Genomic DNA, 20,146 nt, shown 5'->3' on the forward strand with positions numbered 1-20,146 from the left:
CGCCATTGTCCGGCCCCGCCCCGGGGCCTGCCGTGCGGCGGCGTCTCCTGCGCCGAGCTCCGCCGCACGGGTGCGGTCACCGACTCTCGCTGCGTGGTATCAGCGCGAGTCGCTGCCCGCCGTCTCGATGGCGGCGCGGCCGGCCTCCAGGCGTGCCACCGGGATGCGGAAGGGGGAGCAGGAGACGTAGTCCAGCCCCACCTCGTGGAAGAAGTGGACCGAGTCCGGGTCGCCGCCGTGCTCGCCGCAGACGCCCAGCTTGAGGTCGGGCCGGGTGGCCCGGCCGGCCGCGACGGCCTGCTTGACCAGCGAGCCGACGCCGTCCCGGTCGATGGTCTCGAACGGGGAGACGCCGAAGATGCCCTTCTCCAGGTAGGCGGTGAAGAAGGACGCCTCGACGTCGTCGCGGCTGAACCCCCACACGGTCTGGGTCAGGTCGTTGGTGCCGAAGGAGAAGAACTCCGCCGCCTCGGCGATCTGCCCGGCGGTGACGGCGGCGCGCGGCAGCTCGATCATGGTGCCGAGCTTGATGTCCAGGTCGACGCCGGTGGCGGCCCTGACCTCGGCCAGCACCTTCTCGGCGTCCTCGCGGACGATCTCCAGCTCCTGGACGGTGCCCACCAGCGGGATCATGATCTCCGGCCTGGGGTCGCCGCCCGCCAGCCGCCGCTCGGCGGCGGCCTCCGCGATGGCCCGGACCTGCATGGAGAAGAGGCCGGGGATGACCAGGCCGAGGCGTACGCCGCGCAGGCCCAGCATCGGGTTCTGCTCATGCAGCCGGTGCACGGCCTGGAGCAGCCGCAGGTCGTTCTCGTGCGGGTCCTTGCGGGCCTCGGCGAGGGCGACCCGCACCGACAGCTCGGTGATGTCGGGCAGGAACTCGTGCAGCGGCGGGTCCAGCAGCCGTACGGTGACCGGCAGCCCGTCCATGGCCTGGAAGAGCTCGACGAAGTCGCCCTTCTGCAGCGGCAGCAGGGTGCGCAGCGCGGACTCGCGCTCCTGGTCGGTGTCGGCCAGGATCAGCTGCTCGACCTCCTTGCGGCGCTCCTCGCCGAGGAACATGTGCTCGGTGCGGCAGAGCCCGATGCCCTGGGCGCCGTAGCGGCGGGCGCGCGAGGCGTCGTCGGCGTTGTCGGCGTTGGCGCGGACCCGCAGCCTCCGCCGTACGTCGGCGTGCGCCATGATCCGGTGCACCGCCTGCACCAGGCCGCCCTGCTCGTCGGCCCCGGCGTGCAGGGTGCCCTCGAAGTACTCCACCACCGGGGAGGGGACCACCGGGACCTCGCCCAGGTAGACCTTGCCGGTGGAGCCGTCGATGGAGATCAGGTCGCCCTCCTCGACGACCCGGCCGTCGGCGGTGGCGAAGCGGCGCTTCTTGGTGTCGACCTCCAGCTCCTCGGCGCCGCAGACACAGGTCTTGCCCATGCCTCGGGCCACCACGGCCGCATGCGAGGTCTTGCCGCCCCGGGAGGTGAGGATGCCCTCGGCGGCGATCATGCCGTCCAGGTCGTCGGGGTTGGTCTCCCGGCGTACCAGGATGACCTTCTCGCCGGAGCGGGACCACTTGACGGCGGTGTAGGAGTCGAAGACGGCCTTGCCGACGGCGGCGCCGGGCGAGGCGGCGATGCCCCAGGCGATCCGGTCGGCCTTGCCCTCCCCCGAGGAGGTCGCGGGCTCCGCGAAGCGGGGGAACATCAGCTGCGCCAGCTGGGCGCCGTTGACCCGGTGCAGCGCCTCGTCCAGGTCGATCAGGCCCTGGTCGACCAGCTGGACCGCGATCCGGAAGGCGGCGGCCGCGGTGCGCTTGCCGACCCGGGTCTGGAGCATCCACAGCTTGCCGCGCTCGATGGTGAACTCGATGTCGCAGAGGTCCCGGTAGTGGTTCTCCAGGGTCTCCATGATGGTCATCAGCTGGTCGTACGACGCCTTGTCCAGCGTCTCCAGCTCGGCCAGCGGGACGGTGTTGCGGATGCCGGCGACGACGTCCTCGCCCTGGGCGTTCTGGAGGTAGTCGCCGTAGACGCCCTGGGTGCCGGTGGAGGGGTCGCGGGTGAAGGCGACACCGGTGCCCGAGTCGGCGCCGAGGTTGCCGAAGACCATGGAGCAGACGTTGACCGCCGTGGCCAGGTCGTTGGGGATGCGCTCCTGGCGGCGGTAGAGCCTGGCCCGGTCGCTGTTCCAGGACTCGAAGACCGCGTGCACGGCGAGGTCCATCTGCTCGCGCGGGTCCTGCGGGAAGTCCCGGCCGGTCTCCTTGCGGACGATGTCCTTGAACCGGTCGACCAGGGCTTCCAGGTCGGCGGCGTCCAGGTCCAGGTCATTGGTGGTGCCCTTGGCGTGCTTGGCCTCATCCAGCGCCTCCTCGAAGAGGTCGCCGTCCACACCCAGCACCGTCTTGCCGAACATCTGGACAAGGCGGCGGTAGGAGTCCCAGGCGAAGCGCTCATCGCCTGCCTGGGCCGCGAGTCCGGCCACCGAGGCGTCGGAGAGGCCGATGTTGAGGACGGTGTCCATCATGCCCGGCATGGAGAACTTGGCCCCGGAGCGCACCGAGACCAGCAGGGGGTCGTCGGCCTGTCCCAGCCGCTTGCCCATGGTCTGCTCCAGGGCGTCGAGGTGCGCACTCACCTCGTCGCGGAGTCCGGCGGGCTCGCTGCCGGACTCCAGGTAGACCTTGCATGCCTCGGTGGTGATGGTGAAGCCCGGAGGGACGGGCAGTCCGAGGTTGGTCATCTCGGCGAGGTTCGCTCCCTTGCCGCCGAGAAGATCCTTGAGGTCCTTGTTGCCCTCGGTGAAGGAGTAGACGAATTTCGGCACGGGTGTTCTCCTCGCGCAACGGGTCGCACGGTTGCCCTGACGGCGGAGAACATACCCATTTCAAAGGCCGCTCAGCGCAGCCGATAGGCCGTCAGAGCTTCGGAGTCGGCCCCGACCCGACACTTCCATGCCTTCAGGGCTTGATCACCTGCGTTTGTGAAATCGTCCGCTTGACGCTAGCTCGCGTTCATTTGTCGAAGTCGGCGAAACTCCATGATCACATCTGGGCGACCGCCGGAGAGCCGGGCTGGCACTCAGTGCCACCACGTCTTGATTACCTGGAGACAGCGCGCCCGATCCGCCGGACCCCCCTTCGGGAACCGATCCGCGCCCGGCACCGGCCGCCGCGCACCCCCGGGGAGCGGCGACCGCCCCGGTATGTGTCCAGCGTCACGGCCGCGTCTCACCAGCCGTACGGGCTCCGGTACGGACGCCGCCCCGGCTCAGCCGCCGGAGGTGTCCAGCTCGGCGTCGGCGCCCGGGACCGCGCAGTCGTACGGGTCGTCCAGCCAGCCCTCGGGGAGGACCACCCGGCGCTCCCCGGTGGTCCGGCCGCGCGGGCCGTCCGCCCCCTCCGGCCAGGGCTGGTCCAGGTCGAGCGAGGAGAGCAGGCCCTCCAGCTCGGCCAGCGAGGAGGCGTTCGCCAGCTTCACCCGCATCTCGGAGCCGACCGAGAAGCCCTTGGTGTACCAGGCCACATGCTTACGGAAGTCGATCACGCCGCGCGCCTCGTCGCCGATCCACTCCCCCAGCAGCTCGGCATGGCGCAGCATCACCGAGGCGACCCGGCGGAACGACGGACGCTGGTAGTCCACCTCGCCCTCGAAGATCGACACCAGGTCCTTGAACAGCCACGGCCTCCCCAGGCAGCCGCGCCCCACCACCACGCCGTCGCAGCCGGTCTCCCGCATCATCCGCACCGCGTCGTCCGCCGACCAGATGTCGCCGTTGCCCAGCACCGGAATCCCGTCCGGCACCGCCTCGCGCAGCCGGGCGACCGCCGACCAGTCGGCGGTGCCGCCGTAGTGCTGCACGGCGGTGCGGCCGTGCAGGGCGATGGCCGCCACCCCCTCCTCGGCGGCGATCCGCCCGGCGTCCAGGTAGGTGAGGTGGGCGTCGTCGATGCCCTTGCGCATCTTGACCGTCACCGGCAGCGCGCCCGCGTTGCCGACCGCCTCGCGCAGCAGGGCGCGCAGCAGGTTCCGCTTGTACGGCAGCGCCGAGCCGCCGCCCTTGCGGGTCACCTTGGGCACCGGGCAGCCGAAGTTCAGGTCGATGTGGTCGGCCAGGTCCTCGTCGGCGATCATGCGCACGGCCCGGCCCACGGTGACCGGGTCCACCCCGTACAGCTGGATGGAGCGCGGCTGCTCGCTGGGGTCGAACCGGATCAGCCGCAGGGTCTTGCGGTCCCGCTCCACCAGCGCCCGGGTCGTGATCATCTCGCTGACGAACAGCCCCCGGCCGCCGCTCTGCTCCCGGCAGAGCGTGCGGAACGGCGCATTGGTGATCCCCGCCATCGGCGCCAGCACCACCGGCGGCCACACCTGCATCGGCCCCACCCGCAGCGGCGCAAAGCCGCCCTGGGGTGCGGTGGCGGCGGGTTCGGCGGTGGTGGTCATGCCTGTGGTCCTCGGGGTGGGAGCGGTGGTCCGGAGAGACCCATTCTCCCCCACCGCCCGGGGGCGCCGGTGCGTACGTCATCCGGAAATTCCGTGGGCGCTGTCGGGGGCGGGTGCGACGATCGGGCCATGAGCGCGATGCAGCCCAGCACCGGGCACACCGAGCCCACCCGGCCCACCGAGCCCGCGGCCGTCCGCAGCCGCTCCGAGCTGGCCGACCTCACCGCCTCCGGGGTGCGACCGAGGTATCTGATGTTCTGGGGACCCCGGCCGCAGCGGGACGGGAGCGTCGGCGCCGGGTGCCTCAGCCAGTGGTGGCCGTCCCCCTTCACGGTGGACGGGGTGGAGTACGCCACCGCCGAGCACTGGATGATGGCGGGCAAGGCCCGGCTGTTCGGGGACGAGGAGACACTGGGCGGCATCCTGGCGGCGCGCACCCCGGGGGAGGCCAGGAAGCTGGGCCGGCTGGTGCGGGGGTTCCGCGAGGAGCAGTGGGCGCGGGAGCGGGCCGAGCTGGTGGTGGAGGGGAACGTCGCCAAGTTCGGACAGGACGCGGCGCTCTCCGCCTATCTGCTCGCCACCCGGCACCGGGTGCTGGTGGAGGCCAGTCCGCTGGACCGGATCTGGGGCATCGGCCTGGCCGCCGATGATCGGCGCGCCGCCGATCCGGCCCGCTGGCGAGGGCTCAACCTGCTGGGTTTCGCGCTGATGGAGGCCCGCCGCAAGCTTGCTGACTGATAGTCAGGCGGCTGCGGCCGCCGCCGCCCGGAACCGCGCCGACAAATGGACGCGATTCGCTACCTTCCCATGCCCTCTTTGCGGCAGGATGGCCACCGGCCATGACCCCCGGTAACCAAGTGGACGCCCGGGGTCGGTGGCCGGTGCCAGGTCGGGGGAGACGAGGGCCGGGGCCGGACGGGCGCCCGGTGGGAGGTCGCACCATGGCGGTTCACGGCGGGGCTCCGGACCCCGTGCAGGTCGACGACATGCGCATGCAACTGGACGAGATGCTGCGGGCACGCCAGTACGCCGTACAGCGGGAGCGGCGGCTGGCCGCCGAGCTGCGGTCGGCCGGGCATCGCTACGCCGCACCCCCGGCGGGGCCGGACCCGGAGGCGGCCCGGCAGCTGGCCCAGGCGCGGGCATACCGGGAGCAGCTGGGGGCGGAGTGCCTGCGGCTCAGCGAGCAGCTGCGCGGCGTGGAGGCGCAGGCCCGCTGGAACGGGGCCTCCCCACCGCCCCCGGGCGAGGCGGAGCCCGAGGCCGAGGCGCCGATCGACGTCGAGATCGAGGGGGACCTCGCGCCCGAGGCCAGGGTCGAGCCGGAGCCCGGCCCGGCCGCCGGTCGGCGGACGCGTCCACGGCGGGCGGGCGGAGCCCGGCACGGCGGGGCCGCCGCCGACCGGCCCATACCGGAGCCACCGGCCGAGGTCCCCGAGGCACGCGACGGCCGGGACCGCCAGGTGGCCGGGGAGCGCCCGATGGCCGGGGAGCGGCCCGGGTCCGACGCGGAGGCGGCCCGGCAGCAGCCGTGGCCGATCGTGGACCCGGTCGCGCTGGCGGCCCGGGTGTCCGGGATGCATGCGGCCGGGCAGGGCCGGCAGGCGGTGGCGGCGGTCGCCGAGGCCGCGCTGTCGCTGGCCCCGGCCGATGTGGCCGCGCTGGCCGCCGAGCTGCACACCGGGGGGCCGTCCGGCTCGGCCGGCTATCTGGCCCGGGCCGCCGCCGGCGGTACGGCCGACCATGCCGCGCAGGTGCTGTCGCTGCTGCGCCAGGCGGAGCTGACCGAGGAGGCGCAGGAGCTCTTCCACCAGCTCTGGTCATGGCCCCCGGACCGGCTGCCGCCGCTCTTCGCCGCGCTGGAGCGCACCGGGCAGGCGGCGGACGCGGCGACGCTGCTCTGGGAGTCGGCGTCGGCCCCCGCGGACGAGGTGGCGGCGCTGGTGGGGGCGCTGGCCGACGCCGGACGCGACGCGGACCTGCGCAGCCTGCTGGGCCAGACCGCCAGCCGGGCCGCGCCCGAGGTCGCGGACCTGGTCCGGGCCCTGGCGGACGCGGGCCGGGAGTCGGCGAACGAGGTGCTGCTGCGGACCCTGGTCCGTGGGCGGCAGCCGGGCGACCTGGCGCGGCTCGGCTCGGTGCTGATGGCCGAGGGCCGCCCCGAGGTGTACGGGCGGCTGCTGGCCGCCGCCGAGGAGACCGCCCCGGAGCGGCGGCGCGACATCGCCTCGGCGCTCCGGCTGGCCGGACTGCCGCTGCATGTCCCGGCGTCCTCCGGCCGCAACCGCCTGGGCCGCCGCAGCCGCTGAGCCCAGCCGAACTCCGCCGAGCCCAGTCGAGCCGAGCCGATCGCCACTGAGCGCCGCCGTTCCCCGGCGGTGTCTCAGGGGTGCGGCGAGGAAGCGCAGCACCGCGAGCACCCGGCGGTGGTCGGCGTCGGCGGGGGGCAGGTCCAGCTCGCCCGCTTGGCCGGCCCGCTCCGGCCGGGGCCCCGGTGCCGGACCGCCGCGCCCTGCGGAGGGCCGCCTGAGAGACGGCGAGGGCGTACCGGCGGTCGAGCCGCCGGTACGCCCCTGCGGTGCGCGGAGGGTGCGCGGAGGGTGCGCGGGTGGGTGTCAGCAGCCGAGGAGGCGGGCACCCAGGTAGGACTTGACCTGGTCCAGGGAGACGCGCTCCTGGGCCATGGTGTCGCGCTCGCGGACGGTCACCGCGTTGTCCTCAAGGGTGTCGAAGTCGACGGTGACGCAGAACGGGGTGCCGATCTCGTCCTGGCGGCGGTAGCGCTTGCCGATGGCGCCGGCGTCGTCGAACTCGACGTTCCACGCCTGGCGGAGGTCGGCGGCCAGGCCGCGCGCCTTCGGGGAGAGGTCGGTGTTGCGGGAGAGCGGCAGCACGGCGACCTTGACCGGCGCGAGGCGCGGGTCCAGGCGCATGCCGACGCGCTTCTCCAGCACGCCCTTGGCGTTGGGCGCCTCGTCCTCGAAGTAGGCGTCCAGCAGGAAGGCCAGCATGGCGCGGTTGAGGCCGGCCGCAGGCTCGATGACATAGGGGAACCAGCGCTCGCCGGACTCCTGGTCGAAGTACTTCAGGTCCTGGCCGGAGTGCTCGCTGTGCACCGAGAGGTCGTAGTCGGTGCGGTTGGCGACGCCCTCCAGCTCGGAGAACTCCTGACCGCCGAAGTTGAAGCGGTACTCGATGTCCACCGTGCGCTTGGCGTAGTGGGAGAGCTTCTCCTTGGGGTGCTCGAAGAAGCGCATGTTGTCGGGGTTGATGCCCAGGCCGGTGTACCAGTCCCAGCGCTCCTGGAGCCAGTACTCGTGCCACTTCTCGTCCTCGCCGGGCTTGACGAAGAACTCCATCTCCATCTGCTCGAACTCGCGGGTGCGGAAGATGAAGTTGCCGGGGGTGATCTCGTTGCGGAAGGACTTGCCGGTCTGGGCGATGCCGAACGGCGGCTTCTTGCGCGAGGTCTGCTGCACGGCCTTGAAGTTGACGAAGATCCCCTGCGCGGTCTCCGGGCGCAGATAGGCCAGACCGGAGGCGTCCTCGGTCACGCCCAGGTGGGTCTTGAGCATGCCGGAGAACTGCTTGGGCTCGGTGAAGGTGCCCTTGTTGCCGCAGTTGGGGCAGTTGACGTCGGCGAGGCCGCCGGCCGGGACATGGCCGTGCTTGGCCTCGTACGCCTCCTCCAGGTGGTCCGCGCGGAACCGCTTGTGGCAGGAGGTGCACTCGGTCAGCGGGTCGTTGAAGGTGGCGACGTGGCCGGAGGCCTCCCACACCTCGCGGGCGAGGATCACCGAGGAGTCGATGCCCACCACATCCTCGCGACCGGTGACCATGGCACGCCACCACTGCCGCTTGATGTTCTCCTTGAGCTCCACGCCCAGTGGCCCGTAGTCCCAGGCGGCGCGCTGACCACCGTAGATCTCGCTGCAGGGGTAGACGAAGCCACGGCGCTTGCTCAGGCTGACGATCGTGTCGATCTTGTCGGCGGCCACAGTGCTCTCTTCAGTACGACGACGCGGTCAAAGGGCTCGGGGAGGGTGCCGCGGAGCGGCACAACCGAATACCTCAGGTTACCGGCCCGGGCAGGAGCGGTTTCAAATCCGTTGCCCCGCTGCGGCGGTCTGATCGTCCGAACAGCTGAGAATTGACAATCGTTTCCACTTCAAATGAGAATGGTTGTCATGAGCCACCGTCGCGTCCTTCCCTCCATAGCCCTCGCCGCCACCGCCTCCCTGGCCCTCGCCGCCTGCGGAAGCGGAGGCGGCACCAGTGCCTCGGCCGGCGGCGGGAGCCCGGCCGGAGGCGGCAAGTTGGGCGTGGTGGCGTCGTTCTACCCCCTGGAGTACCTGGCCGAGCAGATCGGCGGCAGCCATGTCGCCGTCACCGACCTCACCTCCCCCGGCGTGGAGCCGCACGACCTGGAGCTCTCCCCCAAGCAGGTCGCCGCCGTGGGCAAGGCCGGCGTGGTGGTCTACCTCAAGGGGCTCCAGCCCGCCGTGGACGACGCCGTGGCGCAGTCCGGCGTCTCCCATGTGGTGGAGGCATCCACCCTCTCCCCGCTGGTCGACCACCACCTGGACGAGGAGGGCGGCGAGGACGGCGAGGAGCACTCCCACACCACCGGCGACCCGCACATCTGGCTCGACCCCACCCGCTACGCCACCGTGGCCAAGGGCGTCGGCGAGGAGCTGGCCAAGGCCGACCCGGACCACGCCGCCGAGTACCGGAAGAACGCCGAGGCGCTGGTGACCCGGCTCACCGCGCTGGACCAGGAGTTCCGCACCGGCCTTGAGCCCTACAAGGGCAAGGAGTTCATCACCAGCCACGCCGCCTTCGGCTACCTCGCGGACCGCTACGGCATCACCCAGATCGCCATCAACGGCGTGGACCCCGAGTCCGAGCCCAGCCCCGCCCGGCTCGCCGACATCCAGAAGCAGGCCAAGGCGCACGGCGTCAGCACGATCTTCTTCGAGACCCTCACCAACCCCAAGCTGGCCACCACCCTCGCCCACGACCTGCACCTCAAGACCGCCGTGCTGGACCCGATCGAGGGCGTCAAGGACCCCGCCAAGGACGACTACTTCTCGGTCCAGCGGCAGAACCTCAAGAACCTCGAAGCGGCCTTCGGGGCGGCCCGATGAGCGCGGACGCCCCTGCGGCCGTCTGCCTCTGCGACGCCGTCGCCTCGCTCGGCGGACGGCCGGTGCTGCGCGGGGTGGACCTCGTGGTGCGCCCCGGCGAGGTGGTCGCCCTGCTGGGCGCCAACGGCTCCGGCAAGTCCACCACCGTCCGCGCCGTGGTCGGCTCGGTGCCGCTGCAACGCGGCGGGCTGGAGCTCTTCGGCACCCCGTACGGCAGGTTCCGCGACTGGCACCGGATCGGCTACGTACCGCAGCGCACCACCGCCGCCAGCGGCGTACCCGCCAGCGTCCGCGAGGTCGTCGCCACCGGCCGGCTCTCCCGGCACGGGCTGCTGCCCTTCCGCCGCCGCGACCGCGAGGCCGCCGACCGCGCGCTGGCGGCGGTCGGCATGCTGGACCGGGCGGGAGACGGCGTCGCCGACCTCTCCGGCGGCCAGCAGCAGCGGGTGCTGATCGCCCGCGCCCTGGTCTCCGAACCCGATCTGCTGATCATGGACGAGCCGATGGCCGGCGTGGACCTCGCCAGCCAGCAGGTACTCGCCGAGACGCTGCACCGGGAGGTCGAGCGCGGCGCGGCCGTGCTGCTGGTGCTGCATGAACTGGGCCCGCTGGAACCGCTGATCGACCGCGCCGTGGTGCTGCGTGACGGCTGCGTCACCCACGACGGACCGCCGCCACCGGCCACCGGCCAGCATGCGCTGCCCGGCCATGACCACGTGCATCCGCACGCCGCCGACGACCACCGTAGGAGCACGACCGCGACGGGGCTGCTGCCATGACCGAGATGCTCTCCACCGACTTCATGCGGCGGGCGCTGCTCGCCGCCCTGCTGATCGGCATCACCGCCCCCGCCGTCGGCCTCTACCTGGTGCAGCGCCGCCAGGCGATCATGGGCGACGGCATCGGCCATGTCGCCCTCACCGGCGTCTCGCTGGGCTTCCTGCTCAACACCAGCCCGGTCTGGATGGCCACCCTGGTAGCCGCCGCCGGCGCGGTCCTCATGGAGCTGATCCGCGCGCGCGGCCGGACCCGTGGCGACATCGCGCTGGCCATGCTCTTCTACGGCGGCATGGCCGGCGGCGCGCTGATCATCAAACTGGCGCCCAATGGCTCGATGGCCAACCTCACCACCTATCTGTGGGGGTCCATCCTCACCGTCTCGGCCGGCGACATCCTCACCATCACGCTGCTCGCCGTCTTCGTCATCGCCATGACCGTCGGCCTGCGGCGGCAGCTCTTCGCCATCTGCCAGGACGAGGAGTTCGCCAGGGTCACCGGGCTGCCGGTGCGGCTGCTCAACCTGCTGCTGGCGGTCACCGCCGCCGTCACCGTCACCGTGGCCATGCGAGTGGTCGGGCTGCTGCTGGTCAGCGCGCTGATGGTGGTTCCGGTCGCCGCCGCCCAGCAGGTCACCCGGTCCTTCGCCGCCACCCAGGCACTGGCCGTCGGCGTCGGCGTGGCGGTCTCGCTGACCGGCACCACCGCCTCCTACTACCAGGACCTGCCGCCCGGCCCCACCATCGTGGTCCTCGCCATGGTCGTCTTCGGTCTGATCGGCCTGGTCGCCATGCCGCTGGCCCGCCGCCGCCACCGCGCCGGCACCGCCGATCCGGCCGCCTGCGACCTGGTGCTGCCCGCCCCCCGGGCGAGCGGCGAGAGCGTCAGCGGCGGCAGCGGCGGCGCGGCCGACGAGCGGCAACCGGCACCGGGGGCAACGCTGGCACAATGAAGCTTCACAGCACCCGCAACCGAGGAGGACTCCGGTGACCACCGCCAGTCCGTCGCCGCGTGCCCGATCGACCCGGCAGCGCGCCGCCGTGTCCGCTGCCCTGGACGAGATCCAGGACTTCCGCAGCGCGCAGGAGCTTCACGACCTCCTCAAGCACAAGGGCGACTCGGTGGGCCTCACCACCGTCTACCGCACCTTGCAGTCGCTCGCCGACGCGGGCGAGGTCGATGTGCTGCGCACCGCCGAGGGCGAGGCGGTCTACCGGCGGTGCAGCAGCGGGCACCACCACCACCTGGTCTGCCGCAGCTGCGGGCGCACGGTGGAGGTCGAGGGTCCGGCGGTGGAGCGCTGGGCGGACGCGGTGGCCGCCGAGCACGGCTTCTCGGACATCGCCCACACGCTGGAGATCTTCGGTACCTGCGCGGGCTGCGCCGCCGCCGGTTAGCGGGCGCGTTCCAGGGGCCCGGGAGGCAGTCGCCTCCCGGGCCCCTGGTGTGCCGCCGTACCCGTCAGACCTGGTCGCCTGCGGTCTCCTCGCCGACAGTCTCCTCGCCTGCGGTCTCCTCGCCGGCGGGCACCTGGTTGGGCTGGGCGCCGCCGAACCGGCGGTCGCGCATCGCGTACTGCTCGCAGGCCCGCCACAGGTCGCGGCGGTCGAAGTCCGGCCAGAGCACGTCCTGGAAGACGAACTCGGCGTAAGCGGACTGCCAGAGCAGGAAGTTGGAGGTCCGCTGCTCGCCGCTGGGGCGCAGGAAGAGGTCCACGTCCGGCATGTCGCGGTGGTAGAGGTAGCGCGCGAAGGTCTTCTCGGTGACCTTCGCCGGGTCGAGCCGACCCGCCGCCACATCCTGCGCGAGGGCTGCGGCGGCGTCCGCGATCTCCGCCCGCCCGCCGTAGTTGACGCACATGTACAGCGTCACCGCGTCATTGTCCCGGGTCATCTCCTCGGCGACCTGGAGCTCCTGCACCACGCTCTTCCAGAGCTTGGGCATCCGGCCGGCCCAGCGCACCCGCACGCCCATGGCGTTCATCTCGTCGCGGCGGCGGTGGATGACATCCCGGTTGAAGTTCATCAGGAAGCGCACCTCGTCCGGGGAGCGCTTCCAGTTCTCGGTGGAGAAGGCGTACAGCGAGAGGTTCTTCACCCCCAGCTCGATGCACCCCTTGAGCACGTCCAGCACCACGCCTTCGCCGACCTTGTGGCCCTCGGTGCGGGGCAGTCCCCGCTCCTTGGCCCAGCGGCCGTTGCCGTCCATCACGATGGCGACGTGTTCCGGCACCAGCTCGCCCGGGATCTTCGGCGGCTGGGCGCCGCTGGGGTGCGGGCTGGGCGGCAGGTACGTGCGCTGCTGCCCGCCGCCGAAGAACCGTCGTCCTGCCATCGCCTACTTCTCCACGTATCTCAATGAACGGAGGCCCCGCTCCAGGTGCCACTGTAGATAGGCGGCCACCAGGCCGCTGCCCTCGCGGCAGTACCGGGACTCGCAGGCGTCCGCGGTCTCCCAGTCGCCCGAGAGCAGGGCGCCGAGCAGTTCCAGTGTCTCAGGGGAGGGTACGGCACTGCCGGGCACCCGGCAGTCGCCGCAGAGCACGCCACCCGCCTGGAGCGAGAAGAAACGATTGGGCCCCTCCAGCCCGCACTTGGCGCAGTCGTCGAAGGTCGCGCCATAGCCGTTGACCGCGAGCGAGCGCAGCAGAAAGGCGTCCAGCACCAGATGGGCGCCATGGTCGCCGGAGGCCAGCGTGCGCAGCGCGCCGACCAGCAGCAGATACTGCTGGACGGCGGGCTCGCCCTCGTTCTCGGTGAACCGCTCGGCGGTCTCCAGCATGGCGGTGCCCGCGGTGTAGCGGCCGTAGTCGGCGACTATGGGGCCGCCGTACGGGGCGATGGTCTCCACCTGGGTGCAGAGCGGCAGACCCCGGCCGATCAGCTCGCTGCCCCGGGCGAAGAACTGCACATCCACATGGGAGAACGGCTCCAGCCGGGCGCCGAACTTCGACTTGGTGCGGCGTACCCCCCGGGCGACCGCCCGCACCCGGCCGTGGTGGCGGGTGAGCAGGGTGATGATGCGGTCCGCCTCGCCCAGCTTCTGGGTGCGCAGCACGATGCCGTCGTCGCGGTAGAGGCTCATCCGGCGGCCCCGCCGGGCGCGGCAGCGGTGACGGCGGTCGTGATGACGGCGGTCGTGATGACGGTCGTGATGACGGTCGTGATGACGGTCGTGGCGGTGGTGCGGGCGGGCAGCGGGGGCGGCATGGGGCCATTCTCCCGCACGGGCCGGACGGCCGTGGGCCCGTCCGGGGCGCCCCGAAGTCCCGCACCGGGGGCTGCGCGGCCACGACGGGGCCGATGCCCGCACCGGTGCGGGACTGGGCAGGCCCGGGAGGGGGGACGCGGGCCCGTCCGGGGAGGCTCTTGCCGCTACGGGTGCGGGGTACGGGCGGCGGCCTCCAGCAGTTCCGCGATCTGCTCCGTGCCCAGGTGCAGGCAGTGCCCGACGGCGGCCAGCGCGTCCCGCTCGGCGGGTCGGTAGGGGCCGTCGGCCAGCGCGATCCAGGCACCCTGGAGCAGCAGCCGTTCCAGGCCCTGCGGGGCCAGATGCGGGGCGAGCGGCTCCAGCGCGGCGTGCAGTTCGATGGCCAGGCCGCTGCCGATCCCCCCGTACGCCTCGTCCAGCGGGCTGCCGGAGCCATGCGGCGCATCCGTCGAGCCGAGGCCGGAGAGCGCCGCCAGGGAGGCCAGCACCTGGACCTCGCCGCAGTCCTCGAAGCCGGCCTCGCGGATCACCTCGCAGGCCGCCTCCCGGGCCTGACGGCCGGCCGCACCACCGGCGGCGAGCACCGCCAGCGCGATGGTGTACTGGGCGTCGCGCAGCATCCCGGAGAGCTTGGTGCAGGTCGGCCGCTCCAGGGCGGACGGCGCATAGCGGCTGCGGCAGGCGGTGCACTGCACGCTGGTCCCCGCCTGGCCCAGCGGCAGCGCGGGAGCCCCGCAGAGCCGCAGCCAGCGGCGCCCCCGCTGCCGGCGGTAGTTGCGGTCCCCACCGCAGCCGGGGCAGAAGAACTCGCCGAGGACCTCCGTCCGCCACGACGGACGGACACCCCACAGACGCGTCACAGGCGCACTCCCCTGTCACTGTCGGCGGCCCTGCCCGATACCCACGGGCGAGGTCACGCATCCGAACACACTTCTAGGGGCGTCCCACCGACCCCGGTGTCGGTGTGATCGATGCTGCCACGCGAGTGATGTCCTGTCAGTACCCCGGACGGCCCTCAAAGGAAAAAATGTGGCCCTGGACACACGCACGCCGCCGGGGTGGCCCGGCGGCGTGCGTGGTGGTACGTGGTGGTCTGGCGCGGGGGTGGCGAGGGTCAGCGGTGGTGGGCGCGGTTGACGGCGCTGACGATGGCCTTGAGCGAGGCGCGGACGGTGTTGGCGTCCATGCCGACGCCCCAGAGCACCCGGCCCTCGACGGCGCACTCGACATAGGCGGCGGCCTGGGCGTCGCCGCCCTCGCTCTGGGCGTGCTCGGCGTAGTCCAGCACCCGTACGTCCACGCCGATCCCGGCCAGGGCGTCGACGAAGGCGGAGACCGGGCCGTTGCCGGAGCCGGTCAGGGTGGTCTCCACACCGTCGACCACGGCCTCGGCGGTGAGCGCGTCGCGGCCGTCGTCGGTGGACAGCTTCTGGGCGCTGCGCAGCGAGATGCGGCCCCAGGGGGCGTCCGGGACGGGCAGGTACTCGTCCTGGAAGACGGCCCAGATCTGCGCCGGGGTGACCTCGCCGCCCTCGGCGTCGGTCTTGGCCTGGATGATCTTCGAGAACTCGATCTGCATCCGGCGGGGCAGGTCCAGCTTGTGGTCGTTCTTCAGGACGTAGGCGACGCCGCCCTTGCCGGACTGGCTGTTGACCCGGATGACCGCCTCGTAGGAGCGGCCGACGTCCTTGGGGTCGATCGGCAGGTAGGGCACGCCCCACGGGTGCTGGTGGACGCTGTGGCCGGCGGCGGCCGCATCGGCCTCCAGGGCGTCGAAGCCCTTCTTGATGGCGTCCTGGTGGGAGCCGGAGAAGGAGGTGTACACCAGGTCGCCGGCGTAGGGGTGGCGCTCGGGGACCGGCATCTGGTTGCAGTACTCGGCGGTGCGGCGGATCTCGTCGATGTCGGAGAAGTCGATCTGCGGGTCGACGCCCTGGGAGAAGAGGTTCAGGCCGACATTGACCAGGTCCAGGTTGCCGGTGCGCTCGCCCTGGCCGAAGAGGCAGCCCTCGACCCGGTCCGCGCCGGCCATGATCGCCAGCTCGGCGGAGGCCACGCCGGTGCCGCGGTCGTTGTGCGGGTGCGAGGAGAGGCAGATGTACTCGCGGCGCGACAGGTTGCGCGACATCCACTCGATGCGGTCGGCGTAGATGTTGGGGGTGGAGCGCTCCACGGTGGTGGGCAGGTTGAGGATGATCTCGCGGCCCTCGCCGGGCTGCCAGACGTCCATCACCCCCTCGCAGACCTCCAGGGCGTAGTCCAGCTCGGTGTCGATGAAGATCTCCGGCGAGTACTCATAGCCGAAGACGGTCTCGTCGCCCAGGATCTTCTCCGCGTACTCCATCACCAGCCGGGTGCCGTCCACCGCGATCTGCTTGACCTCCTCGCGGCTGGCCCGGAAGACCACCCGGCGGAACATCGGCGCGGTGGCGTTGTACAGGTGCACGGTCGCCCGGGGTGCGCCGACCAGCGACTCCATGGTGCGCTCGATCAGCTCCTCGCGTGCCTGGGTCAGCACCGAGATGGTGACGTCCTCCGGGATCGCCCCCTCCTCGACCAGGGAGCGGACGAAGTCGAAGTCGGTCTGGCCGGAGGAGGGGAAGCCGACCTCGATCTCCTTGTAGCCCATGGCGACCAGCAGGTCGAACATCTTGCGCTTGCGGGCGGGCGACATGGGGTCGATCAGCGCCTGGTTGCCGTCCCGCAGGTCGGTGGAGAGCCAGCGCGGCGCCTGGGTGATCACCTGGCTGGGCCAGCGGCGGTCGGGCAGGTCCACGGTCTCGAACTGGGAGTAGCGGTGGTACGGCATCGGCGACGGCTGCTGGCGTACGGTCGCGGCGGTGATCGGGGTGGGGCGCTCGACGAAGGCGCGAGCGACGGACTCCGGCTGGGTCATGGCAGTTCTCTGCTTCCTCTGGCGACGGGCTGGTCGGGTAGGACATCCGACGGCCGACCGCTGCGGCGGTACGCACACAGCACCGGTCCCCGCGGCGAGGGGGCCGGCCTCTGTGATCTACAGGCCCTCGCCGCGGCAGCTAAGAAGAAGCAGCCCGTAACGCATGATGCCGCCCAGAGTAACCCAGCCCCTCCGTGCACCGCAGGGACATCCCGCCCCTTGAGACGCCGAGCGGACACCTCGGGAGGGTGCCGAAACGATCCCTCCTCGCCGCCACGGGGGAATCCCGCTCCCGATCCGGTGACATTCCGTACCCGCTCGGCCACTCTGGGCGCATGGACTCCACAGCCCGCAGCCACGCCTGCTTCTGCACCATCGTGCCGCCGCATGTCCTGGACCGGCTCGCGGAGGCGGCCGACGCCTCGCTGCGCGACGCCGCGCGGCGTGCCCTCGCCCTCGACACCCGGCACCGGGAGAACCGGCTGCTGGCGCCGCGCGTCGCCCTGCCGCTCAGCTCCGGCGGCGACCGGCCCCAGCGCACCATCGCCGACGCCCACCACAGCGAGGCGCTGCCCGGCCGCGCCGTCCGCCACGAGGGCCGCCCGGCGGTGAAGGACGGCCCGGTCAACCACGCCTACGACGGCCTGGGCGCCACCTTCGCCCTCTTCCACGAGGTCTACGGCCGCCGCTCGATCGACGACGCCGGGCTGCCGCTGAACGCCACCGTGCACTACGGCCGCGACTACGACAACGCGTTCTGGAACGGAGAGCGGATGGTCTTCGGCGACGGGGACGGCCAGATCTTCACCGACTTCACCGCCGCCGTGGACGTGATCGGCCATGAGCTCACCCACGGCGTCACCCAGTACACCGCCGGTCTCGCCTACCGGGGCCAGTCCGGCGCCCTCAATGAGTCGCTCTCCGACGTCTTCGGCTCCCTGGTCAAGCAGTACGCCCTCCAGCAGACCGCCGAGCAGGCCGACTGGCTGATCGGCGCCGGTCTGCTGACGCCCCGGGTGCACGGGGTGGCGCTGCGTTCGCTGCGCGAGCCCGGCACGGCGTACGACGACGAGGTACTGGGCAAGGACCCGCAGCCCTCCACCATGGACGGCTATGTGCACACCTTCGACGACAACGGCGGGGTGCACATCAACTCCGGCATCCCCAACCACGCCTTCTACCTGGTGGCGACCGCGCTGGGCGGGCACGCCTGGGAGAAGGCCGGGCAGATCTGGTACGACACCCTCACCGGCGGCCTGCTCCGGCCGAACGCGGACTTCGCCGCCTTCGCCACCGCCACCGTGTCCGCCACCCGGGCCCGCTACGGCGAGGGGCGGGAGGCGGAGGCGGTGGCCAAGGGGTGGACCCAGGTCGGCGTCCTCGGGTGAGCCGGGCAGGCGGGGCCGCCCGGGTCACCGAGATCGTTTTCCGCTCCGAGATCGTTTTGTAAGGGCCAATCCCTCGCCAGACGGCGCCGTTCCGTAGCACACTGGCAACCATGCGTATCCGGGTGACCCGCACCGGCGGCCTCGCCGGGATCTCGCGCCGGGCCGAGCTGGACACCTCCGCACGGACCGATGCGCCACACGTCCATGCGCTGGCCCGGGAGGCCATGGCCTCCGGCCTGCGCACCCCCACCTTCGGCGTGCCCGACGGCTTCCACTACGAGATCACGGTGGACGGCCGCACGGTCCACTGCGCCGACCCCCGCCTCACCGAGTCCCAGCGGGAACTGGTCTCCCTGGTGCTGCGCGAGGGCGCCTGACTGACGCTACGCCGGCGTCAGAAGCCCAGCTTGCGGAGCTGCTTGGGGTCGCGCTGCCAGTCCTTGGCGACCTTGACATGCAGGTCCAGGAAGACCGGGGTGCCGAGCAGCGCCTCGATGTGCTTGCGGGCGGTGGTGCCGACGTGCTTGAGGCGGGCCCCCTTGGCACCGATGACGATGGCCTTCTGGCTCTGCCGCTCGATGTAGAGGTAGGCGTGGATGTCCAGCAGCGGGCGGTCGGCGGGGCGGTCCTCGCGGGGCAGCATCTCCTCGACCACCACGGCCAGGGAGTGCGGCAGCTCGTCCCGGACGCCCTCCAGGGCGGCCTCGCGGATCAGCTCGGCCACCATCACCTGCTCGGGCTCGTCGGTGAGGTCGCCGTCCGGGTAGAGCGGCGGGCTCTCGGGCAGCAGCGGGACCAGCAGGTCGGCGAGCAGGCCCACCTGCTTGTCGCCGACGGCCGAGACCGGGATGATCTCCGCCCACTCGATGCCCAGCTCCTTGCCGAGCTGGTCGATGGCGATCAGCTGCTCGGCCAGCCGCTGCGAGTCCACCAGGTCGGTCTTGGTGACGATCGCGACCTTGGGGGTCCGCTTGACCTCGGAGAGCTCCTTGGCGATGTAGCGGTCGCCGGGGCCGAGCTTCTGGTCGGCGGGCAGGCAGAAGCCGATCACATCGACCTCGGCCCAGGTGGCGCGGACCACGTCGTTCAGCCGCTCGCCGAGCAGCGTGCGGGGCTTGTGCAGGCCGGGGGTGTCCACCAGCACCAGCTGGGCGTCGGGGCGGTGCACGATGCCGCGTACGGTGTGCCGGGTGGTCTGCGGGCGGTTGGAGGTGATGGCGACCTTCGTCCCCACCAGCGCGTTGGTCAGGGTCGACTTGCCCGCGTTCGGCCGCCCGACGAAGCAGGCGAAGCCGGCGCGGAAGGGGGCGCCGCCGGAAGGGGGAGTGAGGCTCATGGCACCCATTCTCCCCGACCGCCGAGGCTGCGACGTACCAGCCCCGGCGCGGTCACTTCTTCTTGCCGCCGCTCGCCAGCGCGTGGATCACGCTGGCCAGGGTGAGCACCGCGACGGTGATGGAGGCGGCCAGCCAGCCGGTCGAGCCGGTCTCGTACCAGATGCCCATCCCCCAGAGCACCACCAGCACGGCCGCGAAGAACGCGCAGCCCCCCATCACCCCGGTCCTCCTCCGCCCCTGCCCGCCGCCTCGCCAAGCTTATGATCTTCCCGGCAGCAGGCCCAGACCAGGGCCGTTCAGGACAACCGCCGCTGCTCCCCCGCCGCCGCGGCCACCGCCGGGCGTCCCGTACGGCCACCCGCAGCACAGCGGCGACGGCGGCCACGAACGCCCAGACCCCGTAGAGCGGGACCGCCCTGTCGAACACATGGCGCCAGGTCCAGCCTCTCGACCACGGCCCCGGCACCGGGATCCTCAGGCGGGCGTGGTGGACCGCAGCACCCCGTCCGGCCCGGCCAGCAGCACCGGCGTACCGGCGCCCCCCAGCTCCCGCACCGCCGCCACATCGCCCTCGGCCGGAGCCTCGGCCCCGCTGACCACGGCCGCCGCCTCCAGCCCCTTGGCGCCGCTGGCCACCGCCATCGCCACGGCGGTCTGGAGCGCACTCAGCCGCAGCGACTCCAGCCCGACCGTGCCCGCCACATACGTCCGCCCCATCTCGTCCCGCACGGCCGCCCCCTCCGGCACACCGTTGCGCGCCCGCACCGAGCGGGCCAGGGTGATGATCTTCTTGTCCTCGGGGCCCAGTTCGGCCGCAGCGTCACTCATATGCCTGAGCATACTGATCACCCGATGAGTAGGCCGGTAGTGCTCAGCCGAACGCCAACTCCCGGAAGGCGTCCCGGATCCCGGTGAGGCAGCAACGGGGTCAGTCGCTGACGGTATCAGTCGGTGA

General features: G+C 72.2%; 19 protein-coding genes. 8 read left to right on the forward strand and 11 right to left on the reverse strand.

Annotated features, from left to right (window positions below; all coding sequences use genetic code 11):
* Positions 1–99: 99 nt before the first annotated feature.
* Together ppdK and dusB are read right to left on the reverse strand one after the other, a co-directional pair.
* Positions 100–2,817, reverse strand: a complete 2,718-nt coding sequence (ppdK, locus tag C7M71_RS08555; protein WP_111494418.1) for a pyruvate, phosphate dikinase — start codon at positions 2,815–2,817, stop codon at positions 100–102.
* A 443-nt stretch (positions 2,818–3,260) separates the two neighbouring features.
* On the reverse strand, positions 3,261–4,436 hold the full coding sequence (gene dusB, locus C7M71_RS08560; protein ID WP_111494420.1) for a tRNA dihydrouridine synthase DusB: 1,176 nt from the start codon (positions 4,434–4,436) through the stop codon (positions 3,261–3,263).
* Between the two features lie 138 nt (positions 4,437–4,574).
* On the opposite strand from dusB, the gene C7M71_RS08565 reads away from it, so the two are divergent.
* Positions 4,575–5,174: an NADAR family protein gene (locus tag C7M71_RS08565; protein ID WP_111494422.1), complete on the forward strand. Its 600-nt coding sequence runs from the start codon at positions 4,575–4,577 to the stop codon at positions 5,172–5,174.
* Positions 5,175–5,377: 203 nt separating this feature from the next.
* A complete protein-coding gene (locus C7M71_RS08570; protein WP_114914260.1) occupies positions 5,378–6,745 on the forward strand; it encodes a hypothetical protein in 1,368 nt (455 codons plus the stop codon).
* 306 nt (positions 6,746–7,051) lie between these two features.
* On the opposite strand, the gene C7M71_RS08575 is transcribed toward C7M71_RS08570, so the two are convergent.
* Entirely contained in the window at positions 7,052–8,434 is a 1,383-nt protein-coding gene (locus C7M71_RS08575; RefSeq protein ID WP_111494892.1) for a glycine--tRNA ligase, read from the reverse strand.
* Positions 8,435–8,623: 189 nt separating this feature from the next.
* Here C7M71_RS08575 and C7M71_RS08580 point away from each other — a divergent pair, with 189 nt between their 5' ends.
* Genes C7M71_RS08580 through C7M71_RS08595 form a run of 4 tightly spaced genes read left to right on the forward strand, consistent with a single transcriptional unit; the run spans position 8,624 to position 11,757 of the window.
* The gene (locus C7M71_RS08580) at positions 8,624–9,583 is read left to right on the forward strand and encodes a metal ABC transporter substrate-binding protein (protein WP_111494894.1); all 960 of its coding nucleotides are present in this window, start codon (positions 8,624–8,626) and stop codon (positions 9,581–9,583) included.
* Complete coding sequence (locus C7M71_RS08585; protein WP_111494896.1) at positions 9,580–10,362, forward strand: metal ABC transporter ATP-binding protein; 783 nt, start codon at positions 9,580–9,582, stop codon at positions 10,360–10,362. Before C7M71_RS08580 ends, C7M71_RS08585 begins: the two co-directional genes overlap by 4 nt.
* The gene (locus tag C7M71_RS08590; protein WP_114914261.1) at positions 10,359–11,312 is read left to right on the forward strand and encodes a metal ABC transporter permease; all 954 of its coding nucleotides are present in this window, start codon (positions 10,359–10,361) and stop codon (positions 11,310–11,312) included. The genes C7M71_RS08585 and C7M71_RS08590 overlap by 4 nt, the downstream gene beginning before the upstream one ends.
* A 34-nt stretch (positions 11,313–11,346) precedes the next feature.
* Entirely contained in the window at positions 11,347–11,757 is a 411-nt protein-coding gene (locus C7M71_RS08595; RefSeq protein WP_111493341.1) for a Fur family transcriptional regulator, read from the forward strand.
* Between the two features lie 64 nt (positions 11,758–11,821).
* On the opposite strand, the gene C7M71_RS08600 is transcribed toward C7M71_RS08595, so the two are convergent.
* From C7M71_RS08600 to leuA, 5 genes are all read right to left on the reverse strand, one after another.
* Entirely contained in the window at positions 11,822–12,694 is an 873-nt protein-coding gene (locus C7M71_RS08600; protein WP_111493339.1) for an isoprenyl transferase, read from the reverse strand.
* A gap of 3 nt (positions 12,695–12,697) precedes the next feature.
* The gene (gene recO / locus C7M71_RS08605) at positions 12,698–13,444 is read right to left on the reverse strand and encodes a DNA repair protein RecO (RefSeq protein WP_111493337.1); all 747 of its coding nucleotides are present in this window, start codon (positions 13,442–13,444) and stop codon (positions 12,698–12,700) included.
* The gene (locus C7M71_RS32545) at positions 13,441–13,569 is read right to left on the reverse strand and encodes a hypothetical protein (protein WP_265737646.1); all 129 of its coding nucleotides are present in this window, start codon (positions 13,567–13,569) and stop codon (positions 13,441–13,443) included. Before C7M71_RS32545 ends, recO begins: the two co-directional genes overlap by 4 nt.
* A gap of 165 nt (positions 13,570–13,734) precedes the next feature.
* On the reverse strand, positions 13,735–14,430 hold the full coding sequence (locus tag C7M71_RS08610) for a TerB family tellurite resistance protein (protein ID WP_111493335.1): 696 nt from the start codon (positions 14,428–14,430) through the stop codon (positions 13,735–13,737).
* A 254-nt stretch (positions 14,431–14,684) separates the two neighbouring features.
* Positions 14,685–16,466 (reverse strand): 2-isopropylmalate synthase, encoded by a 1,782-nt coding sequence (leuA, locus tag C7M71_RS08615; RefSeq protein ID WP_111493333.1) that lies wholly within the window; start codon positions 16,464–16,466, stop codon positions 14,685–14,687.
* A gap of 335 nt (positions 16,467–16,801) precedes the next feature.
* On the opposite strand from leuA, the gene C7M71_RS08620 reads away from it, so the two are divergent.
* The gene (locus tag C7M71_RS08620) at positions 16,802–17,854 is read left to right on the forward strand and encodes a M4 family metallopeptidase (protein WP_111493331.1); all 1,053 of its coding nucleotides are present in this window, start codon (positions 16,802–16,804) and stop codon (positions 17,852–17,854) included.
* 110 nt (positions 17,855–17,964) lie between these two features.
* Positions 17,965–18,231 carry a protealysin inhibitor emfourin gene (locus tag C7M71_RS08625; RefSeq protein WP_111493329.1) on the forward strand — a complete coding sequence of 89 codons (267 nt, stop codon included), beginning with the start codon at positions 17,965–17,967 and terminating at the stop codon, positions 18,229–18,231.
* Positions 18,232–18,248: 17 nt separating this feature from the next.
* On the opposite strand, the gene era is transcribed toward C7M71_RS08625, so the two are convergent.
* The 3 genes from era to C7M71_RS08635 all read right to left on the reverse strand — a co-directional run bounded on the left by era (position 18,249) and on the right by C7M71_RS08635 (position 20,031).
* Entirely contained in the window at positions 18,249–19,199 is a 951-nt protein-coding gene (gene era / locus C7M71_RS08630) for a GTPase Era (RefSeq protein ID WP_407675876.1), read from the reverse strand.
* Between the two features lie 43 nt (positions 19,200–19,242).
* Positions 19,243–19,407, reverse strand: coding sequence for a hypothetical protein (locus tag C7M71_RS30555; RefSeq protein ID WP_162824188.1), 165 nt, complete (start codon positions 19,405–19,407; stop codon positions 19,243–19,245).
* Between the two features lie 258 nt (positions 19,408–19,665).
* Entirely contained in the window at positions 19,666–20,031 is a 366-nt protein-coding gene (locus C7M71_RS08635; RefSeq protein ID WP_175607783.1) for a cytidine/deoxycytidylate deaminase family protein, read from the reverse strand.
* Positions 20,032–20,146: the final 115 nt, after the last annotated feature.

It is taken from the genome of Peterkaempfera bronchialis (assembly GCF_003258605.2).
In the GTDB taxonomy this organism is placed as follows: Bacteria; Actinomycetota; Actinomycetes; order Streptomycetales; family Streptomycetaceae; genus Peterkaempfera; species Peterkaempfera bronchialis.

Excerpts from the sequence above, each read along its gene's own strand:
- leuA (WP_111493333.1), bottom strand. The coding sequence starts at position 16,466 with ATGACCCAGCCGGAGTCCGTCGCTCGCGCCTTCGTCGAGCGCCCCACC.
- C7M71_RS08590 (WP_114914261.1), top strand. The coding sequence starts at position 10,359 with ATGACCGAGATGCTCTCCACCGACTTCATGCGGCGGGCGCTGCTCGCC.
- C7M71_RS08570 (WP_114914260.1), top strand. The coding sequence starts at position 5,378 with ATGGCGGTTCACGGCGGGGCTCCGGACCCCGTGCAGGTCGACGACATG.
- C7M71_RS08620 (WP_111493331.1), top strand. The coding sequence starts at position 16,802 with ATGGACTCCACAGCCCGCAGCCACGCCTGCTTCTGCACCATCGTGCCG.
- C7M71_RS08600 (WP_111493339.1), bottom strand. The coding sequence starts at position 12,694 with ATGGCAGGACGACGGTTCTTCGGCGGCGGGCAGCAGCGCACGTACCTG.
- C7M71_RS30555 (WP_162824188.1), bottom strand. The coding sequence starts at position 19,407 with ATGGGGGGCTGCGCGTTCTTCGCGGCCGTGCTGGTGGTGCTCTGGGGG.
- C7M71_RS08580 (WP_111494894.1), top strand. The coding sequence starts at position 8,624 with ATGAGCCACCGTCGCGTCCTTCCCTCCATAGCCCTCGCCGCCACCGCC.
- era (WP_407675876.1), bottom strand. The coding sequence starts at position 19,199 with ATGGGTGCCATGAGCCTCACTCCCCCTTCCGGCGGCGCCCCCTTCCGC.
- recO (WP_111493337.1), bottom strand. The coding sequence starts at position 13,444 with ATGAGCCTCTACCGCGACGACGGCATCGTGCTGCGCACCCAGAAGCTG.
- C7M71_RS08565 (WP_111494422.1), top strand. The coding sequence starts at position 4,575 with ATGCAGCCCAGCACCGGGCACACCGAGCCCACCCGGCCCACCGAGCCC.
- C7M71_RS08585 (WP_111494896.1), top strand. The coding sequence starts at position 9,580 with ATGAGCGCGGACGCCCCTGCGGCCGTCTGCCTCTGCGACGCCGTCGCC.
- C7M71_RS32545 (WP_265737646.1), bottom strand. The coding sequence starts at position 13,569 with ATGCCGCCCCCGCTGCCCGCCCGCACCACCGCCACGACCGTCATCACG.
- dusB (WP_111494420.1), bottom strand. The coding sequence starts at position 4,436 with ATGACCACCACCGCCGAACCCGCCGCCACCGCACCCCAGGGCGGCTTT.
- C7M71_RS08635 (WP_175607783.1), bottom strand. The coding sequence starts at position 20,031 with ATGCTCAGGCATATGAGTGACGCTGCGGCCGAACTGGGCCCCGAGGAC.
- C7M71_RS08625 (WP_111493329.1), top strand. The coding sequence starts at position 17,965 with ATGCGTATCCGGGTGACCCGCACCGGCGGCCTCGCCGGGATCTCGCGC.